The sequence below is a fragment of the Clostridium sp. 001 genome, assembly GCF_019056555.1.
Classification (GTDB): domain Bacteria; phylum Bacillota; class Clostridia; order Clostridiales; family Clostridiaceae; genus Clostridium_B; species Clostridium_B ragsdalei.
Map to the genome: position 1 here is coordinate 424458 of NZ_CP020473.1, position 24590 is coordinate 449047.

The following is a 24590-nucleotide window of genomic DNA, read 5'->3' on the forward strand; positions in this document are numbered from 1 at the left end:
ATACATAATATGAATTATATTTATAGCTTGAATAAATTGTTTATTTATACTATTATTGTAATTAGCTCAAATTATTTAGATAATTAAATATTAGGAGGGTTTATAATGAAAACTGTTGTTCAACTATTAAATGAAAATAAAACAGGTGCTTTCGCAACTGTAGAAGATGGAAAGCCTCGTGTAAGACCTTGGATGTTTCAATTTGAAGAAAATCAGAAATTTTATTTTTGTACAGCCAATAATAAAGACGTATATAAGCAATTGCAATCAACTCCTTTTGCTGAATTTACTACTACTTCAAAGGATATGATAACAGTTAGATTATCTGGCAAAGTGGTTTTCACAAAAGATATGCGATATAAAGAAAAAATACTTAACGAAAATGAAGGATTGAAGAAAATGTATACAACTGCAGACAATCCTATTTTTGAAGTATTTTATATTGAACATGCTAAGGCAACCATATCAGATTTTTCCGGCCAGCCTCCAAAGGAAATAAATTTTTAATAAAAAACTTTATTTTATACATCTAATCCATAATAAAAATTTAGAGTATACTTTTTAAAAAGTATACTCTAAATTTTCATTTATATTAAAAAAGTCTGAATAATCTATTTCAAAAATGGATTTCTTAACAGCTGAAATATTTATTTTTCTCCTAATAAGTTGAGTCAATATACCTGCATAAGATAAATCCCCTTGGATTATGGCGCCATATATTATGCCATCTTTATGTATTACTTTTTTGTAATTACCATCTTTAGTTTCTATTTCTTCTTTATAGCTTTCATCTGGAGCTGATACATTTCCCAGAGACATAGTTGCTAGTCCTAAAAAGTTCATGGTATTTTTACTTCCAAAGAAATCTGTCATTAAAAGTTTTTTTCCTGCCATATTACTAGCTGCTACAATTCCTTCCTTAACAGCTGTAGGCCAAATTGGATTTCTTCCAGTTACATCACCTGCACCATACACATCCTCTATATTTGTCTGCCCTCTTTCATCAATGATAAGGCCAAACTTGTCAAATTCCACATTACTCCCTTGTAAAAAGGCGGTATTTGCTCTAACTCCTGCTGATACAACTACAAACTCACAAGGAATTATTTCACCTGTATTTAGAAGCAATTCTTTAGGATTATTAGCTTCATCAACTAAAAGCTTCTCTGCTTTAACTCCCAGCTTTAAATTCACTCCATTTTTTCTAAATAAATCTTCATATCTGCCTGCTGCATATTTATCAAGCTGAACTGCTAAAATCCTGTCGTTCATTTCTACAACTGAAATATTCAATCCATAACCTAAAAGCCCTGTAATTGCATCAATTCCTATAAGACCTGCTCCAAGTACAACTACATTTTTTACTTTTTTAGCTGCATCCTTTATTTTTTGTGCATCTTCCAAATTTCTAAGTCCTACTACATTATTTGCTCCTCTAAGATTTTCTACAGGAGGTATGAAAGAACTTGCTCCACTTGCTATAAGAAGCTTGTCATAATTTAACCTGCTGCCATCTGAAAGCTCTATTTCATGCTCTTCATCTTTTAGCTTATCTACTGCAATTCCTCTCACCCATTTTATATTGTACTTTTTAAAATAATCCTTTTCTGAAAAATTGAGTGCATCTATATTTCTTTTATTACTAATATAATGGTGTAATATACATCTGGAATAGACATATTCATCTTTTGAAATCAATATTATCTCTGCATCAGGTTCAAGCTTTCTAAGAGTTCTTGCACCATTTATACCAGATGCAGAAGCCCCTATTACAACGTAAGTCATATACACTACACCTCCTCTAAAGTAATAGCGTGCATAGGACATCTGGCTACACACTGCGGACTTTTACCTTCCGTATGCTGGCACATATCACATTTCATAATTTCTCTATTGTTTTCACTATCTGCCTTTAGCACTCCATAAGGACATGCCATTATACACATAAAACAGCTTGCACATTGATTTTTATCGTACTCCACAATACCGGTATCTGGGGTTTTTCTCATAGCACCAGTCATACACGTATATACACATTCTGGCTTGTCACAATGCCTGCAAAATATGGGAGCATATTTTCCTTTACTACTCAGCGTAATCCTACTTCTGTTATCAACACAATCATGCGAAACAATACAGGCTGTAGTACAAGTAAGACATCCAATACACTTACTTCTATCTATCTTTATTCTCTTCAAAATTATCAGCTCCTAACTTCCGAAACTTTTTCAATATTTACAGGCACATATTTATAAGAAGGTTCTTTTGAGTAAGGATCAAATATAGATGGAGTTAATGAATTTGTTTCTATATAGTGAATTGGAGCATATAATTGATCTTCTTTTACATTTCTTGTCAGTACAACTCTAAATTCATTTTTATGTCCATTTGCCGATAAAATCACAACTTTTTCATTTTCCTTTATATGCAGCTTTTCAGCTAATTTATAGTTTATGAAAACATAAGGATCTGTAAAGCAGCTATTTTTTACAAATTCAATTTCCCTAGTTCTAGTCTGGGTATGCCATTGTCCTACAGTTCCCCTACCTGAATTAAATATATATGGGAATTTCTCTGTTTGGGTAAAGGGTTTTTGAGCTGCATCTGCATAAATTAGTTTTACTTTTTTATCTGCTGTAAAATATTTATTATCTTCAAACAGTCTTCTCTCATCACTAGTTAATATATCCCCCTTTTTAAAGGGCCACTGTATTCCTTTTGATGAAACCAACATCTCATAGTCAATGCCAGTTATATCACAGGGCATTTTACTACTAAATTGTTTTATAAGCCCAAAAGCATGTCTTGGAGTTTTCCACTTTTCTAAATGCTTTCCTACTTTCAGCGCTTTTCCTATTCCAAGCAATATGTCATAATCTGCAAGTTCATCTTTTTCTTTTTTGAGCACTGGAGTTACAGCTGACAAACGCCTTTCCGTGTTTATAAAAAATCCTTCTTTTTTGAGAGCTGAAACAGAAGGTAAAAATAAATCACATAATTTAGAAGTATCCGTATCATCATATATATCCTGAACAACCAAGAATTCTAATTTTTGAACTGCTTTTTCAAATTCCTCGTTATTTGCCCAGGAATGTCTAGGATTTGTTCCAATTACCCACAATGCCTTAATTTCTCCGCTGTTTATTTTATCTATAATTTTATTGTAAGGTATGGTTGGCTTTTTGGGTATCATCTCACAAGGAACATCTAAAATAGAAGCAATTTCTTCTCTATGCTTTGGATTATCAAAGTCTCTGCCTCCATATAAAGCTGTAGTATTACTGTATATTCTTGAACCCATAGCATTACACTGACCTGTTATTGAATTTGCTCCAGTACCTTCTTTTCCTATGTTTCCGGTAATAACTGCAAGGTCTATTATTGATTGTGCAGTTCTAACTGCCTCATATCCTTGGTTTATTCCTATAGTCCACCAAAATGAAACTCTTTTCCCATTGTGAATTATTTCCGCAAATTCCATTACCCTTTTGCTCGAAATTCCAGTTTTTTCTTCTACATTTTCTAAAGTATACTTTTTCACGTGTTCTTTAAATCCTTCAAAGCCTTCTGAATATTTCTCTATATATTCTCTATCAATCCAGTTCTTTTCTATAAGTACATTTGCAAGGGTATAAAAAAGTATAATATCAGATTTTGGCTTGATATCTATCCATAAATTTGAGTTAATTGCTGTTTCAGATTTTCTAGGATCAATAGTTATTACTCTAGCTTTTTCATTTTTTCTTATATGACTCCACATTATAGGGTGAGCAACCACAGGATTTGCCCCAATTAATATAATAGTGTCAGAAATTTCAAAATCTTTTAGTGTATAAGGAGGTGCATCAAATCCAAAGCTTTGTTTATGTGCTACAGCTGCCGTAGCCATACAAAGTCTTGTGTTTCCATCCCCATTTATTTGCATGCAGGACCTGCCTATAAATCCCAAGAGAGCCATTTCTTCTGTTGTTATTTGACCTGTACTCAAATACGCTGCACTTTCAGTTCCGTATTTTTCTTGAATAGATCTCATTTTGAAAGCAAAAGTTTCAAAGGCATCCTCCCAAGAAATTACTTTCATCTTCCCACTTTCATCTTTCAAAAGAGGTAACTTACTGGATTTAAATTTTCTGCACTGCTTATTTAAATTTAATCCCTTTATGCAGCAAAATCCATCATTTACCGGATAACCTTTAGTGGGAAGTACTTTCTTTATTTTATTATCTTCAACATAAAAGTCCAGATTACATCCAAGTGCACAATAATTACAAGTTGATTGTTTTACTTCCACGTAATTCATCTCCACTTCTCAATATTTTTTACTAAAAATACATGATTTAAATTTCAAAATCATTTACCCTTTGAAGTAGATTTCAACAAACCTATAATAATAAGTGAAATCAAAGCAAGTGCTATAAATATTACAAACCCTCTAGAATAGCCACTTAAGCTCTTACCTGTCTTATCTATAAAGGATGCCATTAAAGGTGGTATAACAAAGCCTCCAAAAGCTCCCAATCCACCGACCCAGCCAGAAGCACCTCCAATAGCATGAGGAACTTCTTTAGGAAGTATTTTAAATACAGCAGCATTTGTCACACCCATTCCTACAGCTAAAAGTAAAATTCCTATAACAGCTAGAGGCAGTGAAGAAGCAATAAACATGCATATTGTACCTGCAAGCATTATAAAAAGTGCTGTAATGGATGTAGATTCTCCTCCAACTCTATCTGCTATCTTTCCACCATAAATTCTTACAATAGATGTAGTAATTGAATAGATATCAGTTAATAAACCTGCAGTTTTCAAGTTCAACTTAAAAAATGTTGTCCAATATGTTGGAAGCCAGCTAGTTAGTGCTAAAAAGCCTCCAAATGTGGTGAAGTACACTACAACAAGTGCCCAGGTCTTCCATGTCTTTGCAGAAATAATAAGACTTTCACTCACTTTGTCATTAGGAAACAGTTCCTGACCATATTTCTTTGAAGCTGTCATCTTTGCTTGTTCTCTTCCCACTCCTGCATGAATTAGTTGAAAATACCAAGCATTTTTTCCTATAATAAAATATGCTATAGTTCCTGCTACTAAGAATATCAACCAGGCTAAATAAGAACCTGATAATCCTAAAAGTGGCAGTGCTACGTTTGGAAGCAAAAGTGTAAATATTCCAGGTGCTAGATTTCCCACTCCACCATATATGCCAAGTGCAACTCCCTGCTTATTTTGTGGAAACCAATAGGACGATTGGCTAACTCCTACAGAAAAGGTAGCTATGCCGCAGCCTGACAGTGCCCCAAATATTAAAAGTAAAGAATAGCAGTTACTTAAATCCTGCTTAAAAAAAGCCATAACTATATAGAGTCCCGTCATACCAATTATTGAAAGTATAAGTAATGTAATAAATGGTTTTCTTCCTCCATCTACGTCAACCCAAGCTGCAAATGGAATCCTAAGCAGTGATCCTGATAAATTTGGTATTGCAATAAGAAGTGCTAGTAAAATAGGATTCAAATCTATAAAACTTTTTTTAAACACAGCAGCTGTAGCACCATAAAGTGCGACTGCTGCAAATCCTACAAAAAAACCTAAGGTTGCTCCTGTTAATCCTTGTTTGGAATTTCCTTTAACATTTACAATATCCATTATTTTCCCTCCTATTTGCGATTTAAATGCTTTACCAATTTATAGTTTCAGCAACTTCAGCTTTAGGGTCTAAATGTACATCTTTTAAAGCCCACTTTTTAAATTCCTGATACCCTGTTCTATCTACAATATATCCTATATGTTCTTTTCCACCAGGAGCATTTTTGTTTATATATTTATCTATATATTCATAGGTATTTAAAATTATCTTCACAATGCTATCTTCATCTACCCATTTAATGAAATCCTGGCCTAATCTTGGATTTTTCTTTCCCGTTCTACCAAGGATAGTCAGTTTAAAATACTTCTTACTGCTTCTTGTCCATGCCCCCATTGGGCATTTGTCCACACATTCACCACAACCTATACACTTTTTATCATCTCTTAAGACCTTAAAATTTTCAAATTTGAGTGCATCTGCAGATCTTAGTTTACAATTTTTAACACAAGCTTTACAGCCCACACATCTATAACTTTCGTACTGTGGTTCTGTCATGCCTATAATTCCAAAATCATGCATTCTTACTTTTGCACAATCATTTGGACATCCCGTTAACGCTACTTTTACATGGTAGTCATTTGGGAATATAACCTTTTCTATTCTCTTTGCAAAAGCAGTGGTGTCATAATTTGCAAAAGGACAGACTTTATTTCCTATACAAGCAGTAACATTTCTTGTTCCTGATGCTGAATATCCATTTTTAGAATCAGCTTGATTTATTTCAAGTCCTTCAATAACAGGTTGTATCATCTCATTTATCTCAGAAATGTTTTTCATATCAATTCCAGGTATTTCAAAGCCTTGTCTTGTAGTAATATTAATTGTTCCATTTCCATATTCTTCAGCAACCTTTTGAATTATTTCAAAATATTTTGCTTCGATATATCCACCTGGTACTCTAATCCTTATGGCCGTCTTTCCCCTTTCCTTAGTTACTCTAAATGCATTCTTTTTTAGAACCTTTGTATTAATATCCATAATCGTCCTCCTTTTTTAATCCATTAAAAGTTTAGCTTTAACATAATTAAATACCGGACCGTCAAGGCAAATATATGTATCGTCCATTTTACAATGACCGCATTTTCCTAAACCACAGCACATTTTTCTTTCATAAGAAACCCAAACATTTTCCTCTTTAATTCCCCTCTTCAAAAATTCTGCTATAGTAAATTTAAGCATTATTGGAGGACCTACTACTACTACCTGAGCTTCTTCCACATTATTTATAGTTAAATCTTTAATATAAGTAGTAATTAAACCTACATTTCCACCATAACTTTCATCAGCCTTGTCCACTGTTAAAGTAACACCAACATTTTTTCTCCATTCTTCTATATCCTTTTTAAACAATATATCCTCTGGTGACTTAAATCCCATTAAAACATTAAAATTTGTAACTTCATTTCTATTAGCAGCAAAGTAATCTATAATACCTTTTACCGGTGCTAATCCAGTTCCTCCTGCAGCTACAATAAGTTCTTTTCCCTTGTATGTCTCTAAGTCAAAACCGTTTCCATAAGGTCCCCTCATAAATAGAGTATCTCCTACAAAAAAAGTATGAATGACATCTGTAACTAATCCCACACGTCTTATAGTTAAACCTATATATCCATCTCCTATTTCACATACAGATATAGGTGCTTCTCCATATTTAGGTATGGAAACCTCAAAAAATTGTCCCGGCTTCACAGTTCCTTTAAACTCCATTTTAAATGTATAATCAATATCCGTATGTTTTGTAATATCTAATATTTTACTAGCCTTTGGCAAATATACATTTTCCATTTATTTCACCTCTCCCACTGTATCATTTAACTTGTTAACACAATTTGAAAAAGATATATATTCTGGACATGCATCATCACATCTTCCACATCCAACACACATGTTATATCCAAATCTCTTCTTAAAGTCATAAACTTTATGCATAACTTTAAATCTCATTCTCTGTCCTTTATCCTGTCTAAAACTATGTCCTCCAGCTATATCCGTATACCCATCAATCTGACATGAAGTCAATACTCTTCTTCTCTCTCCTACATTTTTATTGTCTTTATAGAAAATGTCCTGCATATTAAAACATGTACATGTTCCACAAACCAAATTACATCTTCCACAAGAAATACATCGTGAGGAATACTCTTCCCACAGTGGAGCATTAAATACACTTACATCCATATTTTCAGGAACTTTAACCTTTACATCGTTTTCTGTTACAAAGTTAGGTTCTACATCACATTCTGTCATTCCATCAAAATAATTTTTAAAGCTTTCATCTTTACACTTTACTGAAACTTTTCCATCCTTATACTTTACAAATAAGTCATAGTTTTCTGTCTTATTACTGCCCATACTTACACAGAAACAGTTTTCAAAGCTGTGTTCACATTCCATAAGTGCAAATTTTACTTTATCTCTTACTTTTTTATAGTAAGGATCTTCTACACCATTTCTCAAATAAATTTCATCAACTCTCCTTACAGCATTGATGTCACAGCTTCTTAAAAATATCAATATCTTTTTGTCATCCACTTTTGGTTCCATTACAGAATCTTCTGTAAAATAAAACAAGGTTTTAGTTATTGGAAGCATCACTTCTTTTGGTGAAAAGTTTGATTTTTCATCAAATATTATTTCTTCAATAGTATTTATCTTTGCATACCTAACTATATCTGTATCCGAAAATCTTCCCTTACCTTTTAATTTCACTGGAGCATAGATTTTGTACTCTTTTTGCAGCTTTTTTAAGAAATTATTAAATTCTTTATTACTAATTTGAAACCCCATTTGTCAATTCCCTCCTTAAAACTTTTGTAAACCTAACAGCATGTAACCATCGTTGTTATATATTTAATATATCATAAATGCAGAAAATTTAACATGACGTAAATCACGTTATAGTCAAAAAATAAAAAACTGCATTTGCATTGTTTTCTGCAAATACAGCCTTCCACTAAATTCCCCTAAAATACATTGACAGCACCTTGGGATCCATAACTATTATCTTTTTGTGATGAAATTTTATCATACCTTTTTTTTCAAAATTGTTCATGCAGCGTGAAATAGTCTCTCTCGTACTACCAAGCATCTCAGCTAAATATGTTATGCTTATATTTAAGTCAATAACTATACCTTCTTTTGTTTCCACTCCGTAGTCCCTGGACAATTTCCAGAGTTTTGCTGCAAGTTTTTTGTCCATTTTTATAGGTACGGTGTTTTTCAATTGCCTGTAGAGTCTTCTTATTTTTTTAGCCATAGAATTAATTATAATATGCGTAAATTCAAAATCCCCTGCCATTATTTTTAACAAATCATTTCTAAAAAAATACAATATATAACTATCTTCAAAAGCTTCACAACTTATGGATGCAGGTAAATTGTCAAAAATGACTTCATTTATAAATTCTCCTTTGCCTAAAATATATACAACCCTTTTTTGTCCGTCCTCTGATATCTTATACATAGTCACTTTTCCACTTAAAACAATATAAATTTTATCCACTTTGTCTTTTTCGCAAAACAATTCTTCACCTTTAGTAAGTTTTATCTTAAAAGCCTTTGCTTGCATCAATTTCAACGTAGATCTATTTACTTTTTCAAATAAGGGAATACCGCTAAAATCATCATCAGAAACTTTTGTCATAACTTATACCTTCTGGCTGTGTTTTTCTATACAAATACTTTCCAAGAGGTTTATCTTCAATAAATTTTCCATTAGATATAACCTTATTTCCTCTCAAAAAAGCATGCAGCACTCTTCCCTTCTGTTCAAAACCTTCATAAGGAGTATAATCTACATTTTGCATTTGATTTTTAACACTAATAGCTTTAGAAAAAACAGGGTCCCATACTACAATATCAGCATCACTGCCCACTGCAATAGTTCCTTTCTGTGGAAAAAGTCCAAATAACTTAGCAGCATTAGTCGAAGTAAGCGCAACCATTTCATTCATACTTATCCTGTTTTTTAAAACTCCATAAGTATACATAAGTCCAATTCTATGTTCTACACCTGGAGCCCCATTTGGAATCTTGCTAAAGTCATCAATGCCAACTTCTTTTTGACCTTTATAATTAAAGGAACAATGATCTGTTCCAATTGTCATTATCTCTCTAGACCTTATCCCCTTCCACAATGCATCATTATCATATGTTTTTCTAAGAGGAGGTGATATTACATATTTTGCTCCCTCAAAATTATCGCTGTTTTTATCTCCATAGCAGGAATCGTCCAGCAGCAGATACTGAGGACAAGTCTCAGCATAAACTTTTATTCCTCTCTTTTTAGCATCTAAAATGCTTAATAAACCTTCCCTAGTACTTAAATGTACAATATACACCGGTGCATCTGCAATTTCTGCAATATTAAGAAGCCTTACAATTGCCTCTTTTTCAACTAAAGCAGGTCTTGTCAATGGATGATAATAAGGGGAACTATTTCCCTTTGATTTAGCTTCACTTATAAGTGATTCTATAATATCGCCATTTTCGCAGTGAAAAGTTATCAAGCTCTTTAACTCTTTACTTCTTTTTAAAGCTTCAAATATTACACCATCATCTACCTGAAGCGTTTTTTTATAGGCCATATATAATTTAAATGAAGTTACCCCTTCTCTAACCATATCTTCCATTTCACAAGATGTCTTATCATTCCAATCCGTAATACCCATGTGGAATCCATAATCACAATAGCAAATTCCATCTGATTTTTTATGCTGCTTTCTTAAGGCTTCTTTTAATGTCTCTCCCCTGTTTTGTGTAGCATAATCTAATATTGTAGTGGTACCTCCAACTAAAGCCGCTTTTGTTCCAGTTTCAAAATTATCTGCAGTTGCTATAGAACCACTTTCCAAATCAAAGTGAGTATGAGTATCTATACCACCCGGTAAAATATAGCATCCTTTTACAGATATGACTTCATCTCCACTTTTTTTTATATCATTTCCTATTGAAACAATTCTTTCATCTTCTATTCTTATATCCGAGCAATAAGAATCCACAGCAGTTACAATTTTCCCACCTTCAAGTACTACACCCATAAGCAAATCCTCCCTTTTTATATATTCTAACATAAAAAATATAAAGTATAATTAACTTAACTTTCACAATTTAAAAATAATGCGAAGCAAAGCTTCGCAAGTTAAGAATTAATAATGAAAAATTAATAGTGAAGGATGATTTTTAGCTATCGCAAAAAATCTTTCAATTTATATAAGTCAACGACGTTTCGCTTTAGCGAAACGAATGGTGAAAAGTTTAATCAAAGATTTTTTGTAGTGTAACGAAAAAAAATCCACATTAACTATTAATTCTTCATTCTTAACTATTAATTAAAAAAGTTGAGTATTCATTATCTATCTAAAGTAATAACTGTTCCCGTCTTACCTTCAAGGGCATCTTCACCTTTGTAAAGTGAAGTAATTATTGACTTGTGGCGGGAATTTGACTTTGCAAACATCACTGCTGCTTTTACTTTTGGGAGCATTGACCCTGGGGCAAAATGACCTTCTTCAATATACTTTTCTGCTTCTGCTACCGTAATGTGACCAAGATCAATTTGATTAGCTTTTTTAAAATTAAGTGATACTTTTTCAACTTCTGTAAGTATCATAAGAATATCTGCATTTACATCTTCCGCAAGCCTTTCAGCTGCAAGATCTTTGTCTATGACTGCCGCAACACCTTCTAATGATCCATCTTCCTTTTGGGCAACAGGAATGCTTCCCCCTCCAGCTGCTACGCAGATAGTAGAATCCCACAACACTTTAATTGCCGGGAGTTCAACTATTCTCTTTGGAACTGGTGAAGCCACTACTCTTCTCCACCCTCTTCCAGAGTCTTCTTTCATCACATAACCTTTTTCTATCTTAAGTTTTTCCGCCTCTTCCTTACTATAAAAAGTACCTATGGGTTTAGTTGGGTTTTTAAATGCAGGATCATTTTTGTCAACTACTGCCTGAGTTATAAGTGTTACCACTGGCACTTTCTTGTTTCTCTTATCTAAAGCCTTTCTTAGTGACTGCTGAATGTGATATCCTATATATCCCTGACTCATGGCACTGCATACGTCAAAAGGCATGGATGGTGTAACACTATTAGCTGCTTCCGATGCAAGTAAAATTCTTCCCACTTGAGGACCATTTCCATGAACTATTACAAGCTCATATCCCTTACAGCTTATGTCTGCAATATATTCACAAGTTTTTTTTATTACTTCTAGTTGTGCTTCAGCTGTAGCTTTCGTACCAGGTTCTTGAAGTGCATTTCCACCTAATGCTATAACCAATTTACAAAATCCCATTATAATTCCCCCATATAATTATTTAGTCACATAGGATATTGGAATAAGCGCATACATTGCTGCACATTTTACTAATTCATCTTTCCATGTCTTTTCATTAGGTGCATGTGCTTGATCTTCGTGACCTGGTCCAAAACCTATACATGGTATTTTATATCTTCCCATAATGGAAACTGCATTTGTAGAGAATGTCCATTTATCTACCTTTGGCTCACTCTTAAATAAATCCTTATAGCAAGTTACAACATTTTGACATACTTTATGGTCTTCAGGCAGTACCCAGGTTGGGAAGAAACATTCCGTTGGATACTTTAATCCTGTATAAGAAGGTCTTTCATAAGTGTACATTTCAACTTCAGCCTTTGCAGCCTTAACCGAAGGTAAATTCTTAATCTGTTCAATTGCATACTCCCAGGTTTCACCGGCAGTAAGCCTTCTGTCAACAGAAATACTGCATCCATCTGCTACGGCACATCTTGAAGGTGATGAAAAGAATATTTCAGATACGGTTAATGTACCCTTTCCTAAAAATTCATCATTGATTAATTTTTCATTTAAATCCTTTAGCTCATTTAATATAGGAGCCATTTTAAAAATTGCATTATCTCCTCTTTCCGGTGCAGAACCATGACAGCTAATTCCATGGGTTGTAACTTTTATCTCCATTCTTCCCCTATGTCCTCTATATATATTTAATGAAGTTGGTTCTGTTATAACTACAAATTCTGGCTTTACTTTATCTTCATTGACTATATACTGCCAGCATAAACCATCACAATCTTCTTCTTGAACAGTACCTGTTACTACTAATGTATAATCTCCTTCAAGTCCAAGATCTTTAATTATCTTACCTGCATAAACCATGGAGGCCATTCCTCCCTCCTGGTCTGTGACACCTCTTCCTAAAATAACCTCATCATCTTCATATCCTTCATAAGGATGATACTTCCATAGATTTCTATCACCTATCCCTACTGTATCTATATGGGCATCCATGGCAATAAGGTGTTTGCCATGTCCTATATATCCAAGTACATTGCCCATGGGATCTATTTCTACTTTGTCAAAACCTACTTTTTCCATTTCCTCTTTTATTCTCAGTATAACTTTTTCTTCGCCGCAACTTTCACTTGGAATTCGAGCCATATCCCTTAAAAATCTACATATTTCAGGTTTATACTTTTCTGCCATATCCAATATTTTTTCTTTATTCAAATCTAATGCCATCTAAATTTCCCCCTATTTTATCTATCTTTAGAAACGCTTCCAGAGCTCTTGTGCTAGTTCCCTGCTTCTTGCCATAATTCTTTCCTCGTCAACACCTACAAGTTTTCTATTTTCCATAATAACTTTACCATTTATAATTGTTGTATCTACACAGCGTCCATTAATGCCAAATAATAAGTGTGAATTAATATTGTTTTCATTTATTGGTGTAGGTGCATTATAATCTACAATAATTATATCTGCTAGTGCTCCTTCTTTTAAAATGCCAATTTTTCCATCAATAAATCTTTCAACAATTTTTCTATTATTATAGAAAAGCATTTCTGGAATTTCAGTCCAAGCTACAGTAGAATCTCCAGTAGCATGTTTATGAATAATATTTCCAACCTTATAAGATTCCATCATATCTGCTGTATAGCCATCTGTACCAAGGCCTAATAGAATTCCTTTTTTATACATTTTAAGTACAGGAGATACGCCTACAGCATTACCCATATTAGATTCAGGATTATGAACAACTATTGCATTTTTTTCTTTGATCAAGTCTAGTTCTTCATCAGAAACATGAATACAGTGGACTAAAATTGTCTTATCAGAAAGTGCTCCTGCATCATACCATCTCTGTACAATGCCCTTGCCATATTTTTGTTTAGTTATTTCCAGGTCCTGTATTCCCTCTCCTGTATGAACATGAAAACCTGTATTTAAATTTTCTATGGCATCCATACATTTTTCCAAAGTTTTATCTGAAATTGTCATAGAAGCATGAAGTCCAAACATACCTTTAATCATGTCATCTTTTTTATCATTACAATACTTAATGAAGTCCACATTTTCAGCAATACCTTCATCAGTAATTTTTTCTCCATCTCTATCTGAAGTTTCATAACATAAGCTGCTTCGGATACCTACCTTTTCTGCAGCCTCAGCTATTTTAAATAAACTACCTTTAACTGAATAAGCACTTGCATGGTGATCAAAAGCAGTTGTAACACCATTTCTAACTTCATCAATCATCGGTACAATAGCACTATAATAAATATCCTCTGGAGTTAATACCTTATCGAGTCTCCACCACAATCCTGTAAGTATGTCCATAAGATTTTTTGCTGGAGGACTGTCATTAGCCATTCCTCTGGCAAAAGTGCTATAATAATGCATATGGGTATTAATAAATCCTGGCATAACAAGCCTACCCTTTGCATCAATAAACCTTCCATCTTTATATTTTTTCTTCAATTCTTCTGTCAAGCCAATTTCAATAATTTTATTTCCGGAAACAGCAATACATCCATTATCAATAATTGGCCTAGCATCATCCCTAGTAATAAGCTTACCATTCCCAATTAATAGCATACATTTTCCCTCCTAAATTTTAAATATTAGGTTACAGCATATAACTGTACTTATCTATGCAACTTTTAATTATACATTCCATTTCTTTTGAGATAATATTATCCTCACCAATAGTGTACCTGGCAACTTTGCCACCTTCCTCTCTAACTTTACAAATGCCTTTTTTAATATCAATAACACAAAATCCCTTATTCTTACTATTTTCAAAATCATTTTCATTCCAAAAGACTGTCACTTTATCTTTATATGGGTTTCCCTCATATGGACAGAAAACTCCACAATTTCCGCATTCATTACACATACCATCCAAATGTATAATCTGATGAGAAGAAGCAAATCCTCCTACATTAATAGCTACATTTGCTCTATTTGGACAAACATCAACGCACAATTCGCAAATGTTACTGCAGGAAAGACATCTTTCAGGTTCTTCTTCGTAATTTGTGGAATCTCTTAATACACCCTTCCTGCTATATATTTGTTTTTCATCTATAGGGATAACTTTTTTCTCAAAATCATTATTCAATCCTTCTTTTGACAATATATTTTTGGCAACTGTTTTTCCATCTGCTATTGCCTTAACAATAGTAGCCGGTCCACATTTAGCATCACCTGGAATATATATATTAGAAATATTAGTTTCACAAGCTTCATTCAGTTTTGGGAAATCCTTAGAATTTAATTCTATTCCATTTATTTTTAACAAATCACTATCCACTTTTTCTCCTACGGCAGCAATAACCGTATCTGCATCTAGCACAACCTCTTTGCCAGTTGAAACAGGACTTCTTCTACCTGAAGTATCTTTTTCTCCTAATATCATCTCTTCACAAAGCAATTTATTATCTTTAATAGCTATCGGTGCAAGAAGTTCTTTAAATACAATGCCATCACAAATAGCTAACTTTAATTCTTCAGAATCCGCAGGCATATATTCCTTGGTTCTTCTATATACAATTGAAACAGTCTCTACTCTAGCTATTCTCTTAGCTGCCCTTGCTGCATCCATTGCTACATTTCCGCCTCCAATAATACAAACATGCTTTCCTAAATCAATGTTTTCTTTTTCTGCTTTATATCTTTCAAGAAACGCAATGGCATTCACTGCTTTTTCCTTACCTTCTTTTAAAGATAATTTTCCTGGCTTCCAGGCACCTATTGCTAAGATAATATAATCATATTTTTCCTTCAATTCATCTATATTAAAATTCTCATTAATTCCAAATTTAAATTTCACTCCTTGTTTCTTTACAAGCTCAAAATCCTGGTCAATCATCTCAGATGGAATTCTAAAATCCGGGATAACATACCTTACTACACCATAAGGTTTTTCTTTTTTATCCATTACAGTTACATCTATACCATTTCTTCTCAAGAAAAGAGCTGTTGAAAGTCCTGCAGGACCTGCACCTATAACTGCTACTTTTTTATTACTTCTTATATCTTGAGGTTTGATATTTTCAATATACTTTTTCTCAGCATTTAAGACAGCAATTTTTTTCATGTCTCTAATTAAGACAGATGAATCGTAGTCCAATCTAGTACACTTAAACTGGCAATTGTGATTGCAAATAGTTGCTGTAATTGCTGGTGATGCATTATCCTTAGCAATTATAGAAAAGGCTTCATCATATTTCTTTTTACCTACTAAGGCCACATATTCAGGAATTTGCTGATTTATAGGACATCCTATGCTGCAAGGTGCTGTCATGCAATCATAAGTAGGAAGTTCTACAGAAAGTTTTCTACTTCCTACAGTTCTTGAGTTTTTAAGATGATGATCATCTTTTAAAGCTTCTTCTGCCAATTTTGATAACATATCTGTATCTATTCCTGAGAATTTACCTTTAAGCTTTCTCTCTACCTTCTGAGCCATTTGAGTTATTCTCTCATATCCACCTGGCTTTAAAATAGTGGTTGCAAATGTCACCGGCTGAATTCCTGTAGTTAAAATTTTATCCACATTAAAGAAATCTGCTCCTCCTGAATAGGATACCTGTAAATCCCCTTGAAATTCTTTTGCTAATTTACCTGCTAAGGCAATTGTAAGAGGGAAAAGAGAACGTCCTGACATATACATTTCTTCTCCAGGCAATTCCTTGTTTTCAATTTTAACTGGTAAGGTATTAGTGAGTTTCACTCCTATTTCTAAATTCAACGTCTTTGCAGTATCTTTCAAACGCTGGAGCATTGCCACAGCATCCCCATACTGTAAGTCATTTTTAAAATGATCTCCATTTAAGGTTATATAACCATATTCCATTGTGTTAAGCGTATTTCTAACAAATTTTTCTCCTAAAAGAGTTGGATTCATCTTTATAAAAACATTTAACTTTTTTTCTTTCAGTAAGTAATTTGATATTTTTTCTATTTCCTCTGGAGGGCATCCATGCAGTGTAGATACTGTAATAGATGAACAGACAATTGGGGATATTTCTTCTAAATCTTTTTCATTAAAATTGGAGAACAAATTCATATGAGAAATAATTACTTTTTTACATTCATTCCATACTTTTGTATTAGAGGCATTTCTCATACCTTCAATATAGTTATCCATTTTAGGAGATTTAATACCATCTAAATCATAGCCTACACTCATGTTAAACATGAAATCTCTTTGCTTACTTAGATCAAGTTCCTTCATTAAAATATGAAGCAAGAACCAAGCTTTTATATACTCACAGAAAGCATCAGATACTTTTAGTTCTGTAGACCATTCCACATTGTAGCATTCATCTTGTGCACAAATACAAGGTTTAGCTACTGTTATATCTTCTCCATCAATAACTTGTACTGTTTTTAATTCAATAAATCGGCTTCCAGTTAAATAGGCAGAGACAATGTTCTGAGTTAATTGAGTGTTTGGCCCAGCAGCAGGTCCAAGGGGTGAAGATAGCTTTTCACCAAACACTTCAATTGATTTTCCACTTTTATTTTTATAAAATTTATCTTTATGAATTCCAAAAATAGATCCCTTTTCTTTTAATTCTTTTATAACCCAAATAATCATTTTTTCAAAAGAAATAGGGCGCATTCTATCACTCATTTATATTCCCCCTAAGATATACTTTTACATTTTATTTTGCTAAAAATCTCGGTGGCTTTGAATCAATAATCTCTGTAAGTGTTTTTACAGGATCTTTCACCTTACTTAAGAAAATCATTGAAGCAACAATGTAAGGTTTATATCCTGCCTGTTTATAAAGTTCTTCACGATAACGATCAAATACCGAAACAGCTACTTCACCCTGCTTGCAACTTACTCCCGTAATATCTGCAGGTAAACAATGCATATATAATGCTTTAGAATCTTTAGTGAGCTTCATCATTTCTTCTGTGCATTCCCAGTCCTTATAATTTGCATTTTGATTTAACAGTTCTTTTTCAAGTACCTCTATTTCCTCAAATTTACCTTCTCCATATAAGTTAGTACGCTTTTCCATGGCTGCAAATGGAGCCCAACTCTTTGGATAAACTATATCTGCATTCTCAAAAGCTTCTTTCATGGAATTAGTTTTAATAAATTTACCTCCACTTATCTCAGCATTTTTTCTTGCAACATTCTCTACTTCCGGCAATACGTCGTATCCTTCAGGATGTGCAAGTGTAACTTCCATACCCATTCTCGTCATTAAACCAATAATTCCTTGAGGTACGGATAATGGTTTACCATAGGAAGGAGAATAGGCCCAGGTCATAGCTAGTTTTTTGCCTTTAAGATTTTGAGCTCCACCAAAATAATGAATTAAATGAAGTAAATCAGCCATACATTGAGTTGGATGGTCTATATCACACTGAAGGCTTACAAGGGTAGGACGCTGTCCAAGGATTCCAGCTTTATATCCCTCTTGAACTGATTCTGATACTTTATGCATATACTTGTTTCCTTTGCCTATAAACATATCATCCCTAATACCTATAACATCTGCCATAAAAGAAATCATATTTGCTGTTTCACGAACAGTTTCTCCGTGAGCAATCTGTGACTTTCCTTCATCAAGATCTTGAACCTCCAGTCCAAGTAAATTACATGCACTTGCAAAACTAAATCTTGTTCTTGTAGAATTATCACGGAATAATGAAATTGCTAGTCCACTATCAAATATACGCGGTGATATATTATTTTCCCTCATCTGACGTAAAATATCAGCTACTGTAAAAACTGCCTTAAGCTCTTCGTCTGTTTTTTCCCAGGTTAAAAAGAAATCATTACTATACATATTTTTATAATCTAGTTTCTTTAAATTTTGAATAAGTTCTTTTAATTTTTCCATAAGATATGCCTCCTAATTGCAATGATTGAATTAGTATATTTTAACATTTTAATATCAATATATTTTGTCTTAGATATGGTATATTTTAAAATTGGACTAACTAGTTAGTATAATTTGATTTTATAATAATAAAATATCTTTGTCAACATTAAAATATTTTTCTTTTAAAGTAAAATAATGTCTAATATTACTTACAGTTTCTACATTGTACAATTTCTTCTTAATTGTAATGTTGACAAAATACCATTAATATTATTAGAATAAATTATACTAACTGGTAAATCCATCTTATATTTACAATACACTACAATGCTTTGCTATAATGTGTTTACCTATTACTTGTCAGGCACAGGAATCTTAGATATCAATTTCAGCTCTTTACTCATCTAGAAAACAAAAAATCAAAATTAATAGTGAAGGATGATTTTTAGCTGTTGCAAAAAATCTTTAAATTTATATGAACCAGCCATGTTTCGCTTTAGCAAAATGAGCTATCAAAAATTTAATCAAAGATTTTTTGTAGTGTAACGGAAAAAAATCCACATTAACTATTAATTTTTAATTCTTAACTATTAACTAAAAAAATTACGTCGTAATTTTTTATATCAAGTCAAACTTTCATATGTGCAAAAGTTGAAATATTAAATAAATTTAATAGGGGGTTTTACAAATGTCAGAACAATCTGTAAAAAATGTAGACAAAGTAAACGAAATGCTTCCTCTTCCAAAACTTTTTACTTTAGGACTTCAGCACGTACTTGCAATGTATGCAGGTGCTGTAGCCGTACCTTTACTTATTGGTGCTTCTGTAGGTTTGACACCTAGACAATTAGAACTTTTAGTAGCTGCAGATTTATTTACTTGTGGTATTGCAACTTTAATTCAAGCAATTGGTATAGGGCCTTATGTAGGCATTAAGCTACCTGCAATTTTAGGCTGTACTTTCGCCGCTGTTGGTCCACTTATTATTATCGGCAAAAGTTATGGGATGCCGACAGCCTATGGTTCCATAATAGTAGCAGCACTTGTTGTGGTATTAATTGCACCAATATACGGAAAAGTGTTAAGATTTTTTCCAACAGTTGTAACAGGTACAGTCGTTACTATGATAGGTCTCTCTCTAATTAACGTGGGCATTAGTAGCATTGGTGGTGGTTCAGGAGCTAAAGATTTTGGAAGCATCTCCAATCTTTTACTCGGCGCATTTGTAATGCTAGTTGTTATATTCTCCAATAAATTCTTTAAAGGATTTTTTCAAGCAATTTCTGTTTTAAATGGCATTATTTTAGGCACAATAGTGGCTGCATTTATGGGGAAAGTAGATTTTTCAGTAGTTGCGAGTGCAAAATGGATAAGCTTTGTTCGTCCATTAAATTTTGGTATACCAAAATTTAATCTTGCCTCTATTATTATGATGACCTTTGTCATGCTTACAGTAATGATCGAATCAACAGGCACATATCTTGGTATAGGTAGAATATGCGAAAGAAAAATTACAGAAAATGACATTGTGCGAGGGCTTAGAGCTGAAGGACTTGCAACAATCCTAGGTGGTATCTTCAATTCTTTCCCTTACACAACATTCAATCAAAATTTAGGACTCCTAGCTTTAAGTAAAGTAAAAAGTCGTTTTGTCGTAATCGTTTCCGGTTTTATTCTCATATGTCTTGGATTGATCCCTAAATTTGCAGCTTTAGCTACAATCATTCCCCAACCTGTTATAGGTGGAGCTACAACCATAATGTTTGCAATGGTAGCCGTAGCTGGTATACAAATGCTCTCAAGTGTAGACTTTGACAAGAATTCAAATATGCTAGTTGTTGCCTGCTCTATTGGCATAGGCCTTGGAGTTACTATTGTTCCTACTATACTTGATCATACTCCTCAATTTTTCAAATCAATCTTCAGTAGTGGTATAGTTTCTGCGTCTGTAGTTGCAATAATTCTCAATGCATTTTTAAATCACGGTGAAAAAAACGTTACTAATATTGAAGCCTCCTCTGAAAATACTCCACAAAAATATTAGTAGTGCTTGTTAAAAGCACACAATATACTATTTAAAACCATTCATGTCAATATATTGACATGAATATAATTCAGAATTATAATAAAAGTGGATTAACTAGTTAGTAATATTTATTTGAAATTAATTTATTATTAAAAATTTATAATTTGGAGGCGACTTGTTGTTGAAATGGATTGTTAATAATAAAAAAGATGTTAAAGCACATACACCTTTATTAAGTAAAAAAAATTTATGTGAAGTTAAGACTTTCCATGAAAGTTTTGAACAATATAAAAAAACTCCTCTTGTTAAGTTGGATGGATTGGCAAACTTTTTAGGACTATCTAATATTTTTGTAAAAGATGAATCTTTTCGTTTTGGATTAAATTCATTTAAAGTGCTGGGAGCTTCTTATGCCATCGGAAAACATCTTGCACAAAAATTAGACAAGGATATATCAGAACTTCCATTTTCATTACTAAAATCTGAGAAAGTAAAAAGTGATTTAGGGGACCTTACTTTTGTTGCCACTACAGATGGCAATCATGGACGTGGGGTCGCTTGGATGGCAAAACAACTGGGATACAAGTGTATTGTGTACATGCCTAAAGGAAGCACTCAAAACAGATTAAATAACATAGCTGAATTTGGTGCAGATGTCAGTATAACTGATTGGAATTATGATGATGCAGTACGTTTTACAGCTAAGCAAGCTTCTAAAAATGGATGGGAAGTCATTCAAGATACAGCTTGGGAAGGATATACTGAAATTCCTAAATGGATCATGAAAGGATATTCTACTTTAGCACAAGAAGCTATTGAACAGTTACATGGAACTGTTCCAACTCATGTATTTTTACAAGCAGGTGTAGGAGCCTTTGCTTCTGTTATAGCAAGTGTATTTGTTTCTACATTTGAAAAAAATCCACCAAAAATTATTATCGTAGAACCTGAAAAAGCTGATTGTTTTTATAGATCCTGCAAAGCAGGTAAAATTGAGGCCGTCACAGGAGAAATGAATACGATAATGGCTGGACTTGCCTGCGGTGAACCTAACCCTATGGGCTGGGATATCTTGAAATACTGTGCTGATGTATTTGTATCAGTCCCTGATTGGGTAACAGCAAGAGGAATGCGTGTCTTAGGAAATCCTCTTAAAGGTGATAATAGAATAATATCAGGAGAATCAGGAGCTGTAACAGCAGGACTCTTATCCATTTCTTCAAAGGATAAATATAAGGACTTACGTGAAACATTGAAACTTGATAAAAATTCTAACGTTTTACTCATTAGTACAGAAGGAAATACTGATCCGAAAGTATATAGAAACATTACTTGGGATGGTGACTATCAAAGTTTAATATAAATACCCTAAATAGAAAATAAACTTATACTCCGCATGTTTTTACAACCACAAGCCCGGTTAAACATTTTGATAAGTCTAAGCAGAAAATTTATACAAATCTAAGGACTTTTGGAAACCCGTACCTTAAACAATTCAAAAGTCCTAAGTTTTGTATATAAATTTTCCACTAAGACTTATATACAAAATGTTTAAATGTGCTTGTTTATTGTAAAATCATTTCTACGTGTAAGTTTATTTTTATATAGTGATTACTCAACTTTCGCACATATAGAGTTTTGACTTAATATAAAAAAATTACGAAGCAAAACTTCGCAAGTTAAGAATTAATAATGAAAATTTAAAAATAAAGGATGATTTTTAGCTGTCGCAAAAAATCTTTAAGTTTATATAAATCAGCAGTGTTTCGCTTTAGCAAAACAAGTGATAAAAAGCTTAATCAAAAATTTTTTGTAGTGTAATGGAAAAAAATCCACATTAACTATTAATTCTTCATTCTTAACTATTAATTAAAACTATTGCTTCGCAAAGTTTTTAAGCTGCAAAAGTTGAGTTCATTCTAATTGAAATTTTGAAAAAGAGGTAATTTAAATGTTAGACATTTTAATAAAAAATGGTTTAATTGTAGATGGTACAAATACTACTCCCTATAATGCAGATATGGGAATTAAGGATGGCAAAATAATAAGTATAGAGAAAAATATACCAAGTGAAGCAAATGAAGTTATTGATGCCTCTGGATTAATAGTTTCTCCAGGGTTTATTGATGTACACAGCCATAATGATCTAGTGCCTTTTACTTGTGAAAGCCTTAGAAATTCAAAATTAATTCAAGGGGTCACTACTGAACTCGTGGGTCAATGTGGCCTGGGAATTTTCCCTTATATAGAAAGTCAGAATAATACATGGAAAAATTATGTTGTTGGAATAGTTGGAGGTGCTGATCTAAAATGGCACTTTTCTGACCTGAATGAATATATGACTAAAATTAATTCAATGGGATTAAAAAACAATTATGCTTCATTAATTTCTCAGGGTGCTGTCAGGACAAATGTAATGGGATTTAACCCTAGAATACCTACACAATATGAAATTAACCACATGTGCAGATTAGTAGATGATGCTATGAGAAAAGGTGCTTTTGGAATGTCTCTAGGTCTTCAATATATGCCAGGTATTTTTAGCTGTAGAGATGAATTAATTGCTATGTGTAAGGTTGTAAAAAGTTATAATGGAATTGTTATGGTTCATGTTAGAAATCACGATAACACTATAAATAATGCTTTAGAAGAAATTATATCAATTGCCAGAGAATCTAAGGTAAAGCTTCAAATTTCCCATATGAGATCTTATAATTCAAGTGAATTAGGTTTGAATGCTGACTCACTTATTGAAATCATAGAAAAAGCAATTGACGATGGCATAGACATCACTTTTGATGAGCATCCCTACCTCTCCGGCAGTACCTTAATGACTCAACTTTTACCTCCCTGGCTTACAAAAGAAGGAGAAGGTACCTTATTAGAAAAGCTAAAGGATGTTCAAGTATTAAATAGAGTTAAAAATGAACTTTCTAATACAAAAATCCATTACCCTGCATGGGATAATTACAGTGCAATAGCTGGTTGGAATGGGATCCTCATCACTTCACTTAAAAAAGATAAAAATCTAAAGTACATTGGAAAAACCGTTGGAGATATTTCAAAGGACTTGGGAATACATCCAGTAGACTTTATATCTAAACTACTTATTGAAGAAAATGCAGGAATTGGAATAGTTACCTTAAATATATTTTCAGAAGAAGACACTATAAAACTCATACACCATCCCCTACAGATGATATGTTCAGATAGTATACCTGCAGGTGTTCCACATCCACGTTTCTATGGTAATTATCCTCTTTTTATAGGTAAATTTGTACGACAAAAAAAGGCTATTAGCCTTGAAAATGCCATATACAAATCAACGCTATTTCCCGCAGTTACTCTGGGTTTAAAAAATATAGGTAAATTAGTTCCTAACAATATAGCAGACATCACTATATTTGATTTTGACAAAATCATAGGTTATGAAGATTACAAGAATCCAACTAAACCACCTGTTGGTGTAAAATATGTGTTGTTAAATGGAAAGCTTGCTGTAAAAAATGGAGTTGTATGCAAAGGAAATTACGGTAGAGTTATAAGGCACACGTAATTATAGTGCTTCTAAGTAAAAAGTTGAAATATACTCAGGATATGCTCACAAATTTTAGCACCATAAAAGCTTTTAATAAGTCTACAGTTCGTATTTTGAAAATCTAAAGAAGCTTAGCTAAACTCGTACCTCAGACATATCTACGCTTCTAAGATTTTCTAAAATACTTCACTAAGACTTATAGGAAAAGTTTTTAAGTGTGCTTTCAATTTTGTCAGCATATC

Annotated in this window: 18 protein-coding genes; 4 read left to right on the plus strand and 14 right to left on the minus strand. The window is 32.9% G+C overall.

Annotation, left to right across the window (positions count from 1 at the left end; all coding sequences use genetic code 11):
* Nucleotides 1-105: 105 nt before the first annotated feature.
* The gene (locus B5S50_RS01875) at nucleotides 106-507 is read left to right on the plus strand and encodes a pyridoxamine 5'-phosphate oxidase family protein (protein ID WP_065078057.1); all 402 of its coding nucleotides are present in this window, start codon (nucleotides 106-108) and stop codon (nucleotides 505-507) included.
* Between the two features lie 54 nt (nucleotides 508-561).
* On the opposite strand, the gene B5S50_RS01880 is transcribed toward B5S50_RS01875, so the two are convergent.
* The 14 genes from B5S50_RS01880 to ygeW all read right to left on the minus strand — a co-directional run bounded on the left by B5S50_RS01880 (nucleotide 562) and on the right by ygeW (nucleotide 18802).
* The gene (locus B5S50_RS01880) at nucleotides 562-1785 is read right to left on the minus strand and encodes an NAD(P)/FAD-dependent oxidoreductase (protein WP_065078056.1); all 1224 of its coding nucleotides are present in this window, start codon (nucleotides 1783-1785) and stop codon (nucleotides 562-564) included.
* Nucleotides 1786-1790: 5 nt separating this feature from the next.
* Complete coding sequence (locus B5S50_RS01885; RefSeq protein ID WP_217302931.1) at nucleotides 1791-2198, minus strand: 4Fe-4S dicluster domain-containing protein; 408 nt, start codon at nucleotides 2196-2198, stop codon at nucleotides 1791-1793.
* Nucleotides 2199-2203: 5 nt separating this feature from the next.
* Nucleotides 2204-4291: a molybdopterin oxidoreductase family protein gene (locus B5S50_RS01890; protein ID WP_217302932.1), complete on the minus strand. Its 2088-nt coding sequence runs from the start codon at nucleotides 4289-4291 to the stop codon at nucleotides 2204-2206.
* Nucleotides 4292-4350: 59 nt separating this feature from the next.
* Nucleotides 4351-5643 carry a nitrate/nitrite transporter gene (locus B5S50_RS01895; RefSeq protein ID WP_217302933.1) on the minus strand — a complete coding sequence of 431 codons (1293 nt, stop codon included), beginning with the start codon at nucleotides 5641-5643 and terminating at the stop codon, nucleotides 4351-4353.
* A 31-nt stretch (nucleotides 5644-5674) separates the two neighbouring features.
* On the minus strand, nucleotides 5675-6622 hold the full coding sequence (gene asrC, locus B5S50_RS01900) for a sulfite reductase subunit C (RefSeq protein WP_217302934.1): 948 nt from the start codon (nucleotides 6620-6622) through the stop codon (nucleotides 5675-5677).
* A 15-nt stretch (nucleotides 6623-6637) separates the two neighbouring features.
* Nucleotides 6638-7429 (minus strand): anaerobic sulfite reductase subunit AsrB, encoded by a 792-nt coding sequence (asrB, locus tag B5S50_RS01905; RefSeq protein ID WP_065078051.1) that lies wholly within the window; start codon nucleotides 7427-7429, stop codon nucleotides 6638-6640.
* The gene (gene asrA / locus B5S50_RS01910; protein ID WP_217302935.1) at nucleotides 7430-8431 is read right to left on the minus strand and encodes an anaerobic sulfite reductase subunit AsrA; all 1002 of its coding nucleotides are present in this window, start codon (nucleotides 8429-8431) and stop codon (nucleotides 7430-7432) included.
* Nucleotides 8432-8597: 166 nt separating this feature from the next.
* Nucleotides 8598-9287: a Crp/Fnr family transcriptional regulator gene (locus B5S50_RS01915; protein ID WP_217302936.1), complete on the minus strand. Its 690-nt coding sequence runs from the start codon at nucleotides 9285-9287 to the stop codon at nucleotides 8598-8600.
* Complete coding sequence (hydA, locus tag B5S50_RS01920) at nucleotides 9271-10683, minus strand: dihydropyrimidinase (protein ID WP_217302937.1); 1413 nt, start codon at nucleotides 10681-10683, stop codon at nucleotides 9271-9273. The genes B5S50_RS01915 and hydA overlap by 17 nt, the downstream gene beginning before the upstream one ends.
* Nucleotides 10684-10994: 311 nt before the next feature.
* Nucleotides 10995-11945 carry a carbamate kinase gene (gene arcC / locus B5S50_RS01925; protein ID WP_217302938.1) on the minus strand — a complete coding sequence of 317 codons (951 nt, stop codon included), beginning with the start codon at nucleotides 11943-11945 and terminating at the stop codon, nucleotides 10995-10997.
* Nucleotides 11946-11963: 18 nt separating this feature from the next.
* Entirely contained in the window at nucleotides 11964-13172 is a 1209-nt protein-coding gene (locus tag B5S50_RS01930) for a YgeY family selenium metabolism-linked hydrolase (protein WP_217302939.1), read from the minus strand.
* A 27-nt stretch (nucleotides 13173-13199) separates the two neighbouring features.
* Entirely contained in the window at nucleotides 13200-14528 is a 1329-nt protein-coding gene (gene ssnA / locus B5S50_RS01935) for a putative aminohydrolase SsnA (protein WP_065078045.1), read from the minus strand.
* A gap of 31 nt (nucleotides 14529-14559) precedes the next feature.
* Nucleotides 14560-17574: a putative selenate reductase subunit YgfK gene (ygfK, locus tag B5S50_RS01940; RefSeq protein WP_065078044.1), complete on the minus strand. Its 3015-nt coding sequence runs from the start codon at nucleotides 17572-17574 to the stop codon at nucleotides 14560-14562.
* Nucleotides 17575-17605: 31 nt separating this feature from the next.
* Nucleotides 17606-18802, minus strand: a complete 1197-nt coding sequence (gene ygeW / locus B5S50_RS01945; RefSeq protein ID WP_217302940.1) for a knotted carbamoyltransferase YgeW — start codon at nucleotides 18800-18802, stop codon at nucleotides 17606-17608.
* Between the two features lie 670 nt (nucleotides 18803-19472).
* On the opposite strand from ygeW, the gene B5S50_RS01950 reads away from it, so the two are divergent.
* The 3 genes from B5S50_RS01950 to B5S50_RS01960 all read left to right on the plus strand — a co-directional run bounded on the left by B5S50_RS01950 (nucleotide 19473) and on the right by B5S50_RS01960 (nucleotide 24366).
* A complete protein-coding gene (locus B5S50_RS01950; protein ID WP_065078042.1) occupies nucleotides 19473-20828 on the plus strand; it encodes a nucleobase:cation symporter-2 family protein in 1356 nt (451 codons plus the stop codon).
* A 163-nt stretch (nucleotides 20829-20991) separates the two neighbouring features.
* The gene (gene dpaL, locus B5S50_RS01955; protein WP_065078076.1) at nucleotides 20992-22173 is read left to right on the plus strand and encodes a diaminopropionate ammonia-lyase; all 1182 of its coding nucleotides are present in this window, start codon (nucleotides 20992-20994) and stop codon (nucleotides 22171-22173) included.
* A 588-nt stretch (nucleotides 22174-22761) separates the two neighbouring features.
* Entirely contained in the window at nucleotides 22762-24366 is a 1605-nt protein-coding gene (locus B5S50_RS01960) for an amidohydrolase family protein (RefSeq protein ID WP_065078041.1), read from the plus strand.
* Nucleotides 24367-24590 lie beyond the last annotated feature (224 nt).